Here is a 1,606-nt window from a genome sequence, read left to right on the forward strand (position 1 = left end):
CCGCCATCCGCCAAGAAACCCAGCGCCATCAACAACGCCGCCAGCAGCAACAAGCGCGGGAGGCCAAACAGGAGCAGGGAATGAAAATGTGAGGAACTGGGTAAGCAAAACCATTAAGACCTAAACACTACCTGAAAAAGCTCTTGACACCCTCCCTTTGATTTAGTAAAGGGAGGATGTCAACGTTCAAAACACGAGAAAATGCCACACGAGACATGCCAAGTCGGTCTGCTGCTTCGGACACGGACAACCCAAGCTCTGCTAGTACATCTTCGCGTAGCAGCTCGCCGGGATGAGGGGGGATTTTTCATCATCTTTTGGTACACCTTATCAGTGATAATCCAAGTAATAGACCAGTTCAACATTGATTCCCGCAAAGCGGAAAATAACACGCCAATTTCCACTCAGAAATTGTAATGACATTGACAGTACACGATGCTAAGATATGTCCAATCACAGGAGATTGGGTCATGTCCACACCATTGAGCATCACGCCAGCTAAGCGCGAAACACTGAACCTGCGTATCAAACCTGAAGAACGCAGCTTGATTGATCACGCGGCTAAAGTACGGGGTAAAAACCGCACGGATTTTGTGCTGGAGGCCGCGCGGGCGGCGGCCGAGGAAGCCTTGCTTGAGCAGTCCATCATTGCTGTTGATCAGGAGGCTTATGCTGCCTTCTTGGCTCGTCTGGACATGCCGCCGCAACCGAACGAACGCCTGCGCAAGACCATGCGCGCACCCACACCCTGGGAAAAGTGATGCCGCTTTCAGCGCCACAGCCGCTGGCTGCGCATCACGACATCCAGTCCTTTTCTTCCGGCGTTGACAGCCTAGATCAGTGGCTCAAACGCCGCGCCCTGAAGAACCAGACCACGGGCGCATCCAGAACCTTTGTCGTCTGCGAAGACCAGCGTGTGCTGGCTTACTACGCGCTGGCATCGAGCGCCGTCATCAGTACCGAGGCATCCGGTCGCTTTCGCCGCAATATGCCAGACCCGATTCCAGTGGTGGTTCTGGGCAGGTTGGCCGTTGATCAATCCCTGCAGGGTCTGGGGTTTGGCAGGGCACTGGTGCAAGACGCTGGTCGCCGTGTCATCCAGGCTGCGGACACCATCGGCATTCGCGGCATGCTGGTACACGCGCTCTCGCCAGAAGCCAAGGCTTTCTATGAGCGTATCGGCTTTGAGCCGTCCGCACTCGACCCCATGACCTTAATGACCACGCTGGCCGACCTGAAAGCCAGCCTGTAGTCTTGCGTTATCCGTTATCTCTTGTAACGGGACGCGGCACGAGCAGCTTTCATACCCGTGAAAACACATAGAAGGTGTACCGCGATGGAAACCCAGCGCCATCAACAACGCCGCCAGCAGCAACAAGCGCGGGAGGCCAAACAGGAGCAGGGAATGAAAATGTAAGGAACCGGGTAATCAAGATGACACGGATTCGCTTATAAGCGAAAATATGGCATGTTCGAGATAAAGCACTACATTACCGACGACGGCCGCGACCTGTTCGCGGACTGGCGCGACAAGCTGAAGGACAGCAAAGCGAAGATCGCCATCGACCGACGCATTTACCGCGCCGAGCTTGGCAACTTCGGCGAC

At 55.0% G+C, this 1,606-nt stretch carries 2 protein-coding genes; both read left to right on the top strand.

Going from position 1 to position 1,606, the window contains the following annotated elements; all coding sequences use genetic code 11:
* Positions 1-470 precede the first annotated feature (470 nt).
* Entirely contained in the window at positions 471-761 is a 291-nt protein-coding gene (locus AXE65_RS01515; protein WP_079213991.1) for a type II toxin-antitoxin system TacA family antitoxin, read from the top strand.
* A complete protein-coding gene (locus tag AXE65_RS01520; protein ID WP_068387043.1) occupies positions 761-1,252 on the top strand; it encodes a GNAT family N-acetyltransferase in 492 nt (163 codons plus the stop codon). The genes AXE65_RS01515 and AXE65_RS01520 overlap by 1 nt, the downstream gene beginning before the upstream one ends.
* Positions 1,253-1,606 lie beyond the last annotated feature (354 nt).

It is taken from the genome of Ventosimonas gracilis (assembly GCF_001580025.1).
Taxonomy (GTDB): domain Bacteria; phylum Pseudomonadota; class Gammaproteobacteria; order Pseudomonadales; family Pseudomonadaceae; genus Ventosimonas; species Ventosimonas gracilis.

Bases quoted from the DNA above. Each gene is read 5' to 3' on its own strand.
- AXE65_RS01515 (WP_079213991.1), top strand. From the start codon at position 471: ATGTCCACACCATTGAGCATCACGCCAGCTAAGCGCGAAACACTGAAC.
- AXE65_RS01520 (WP_068387043.1), top strand. From the start codon at position 761: ATGCCGCTTTCAGCGCCACAGCCGCTGGCTGCGCATCACGACATCCAG.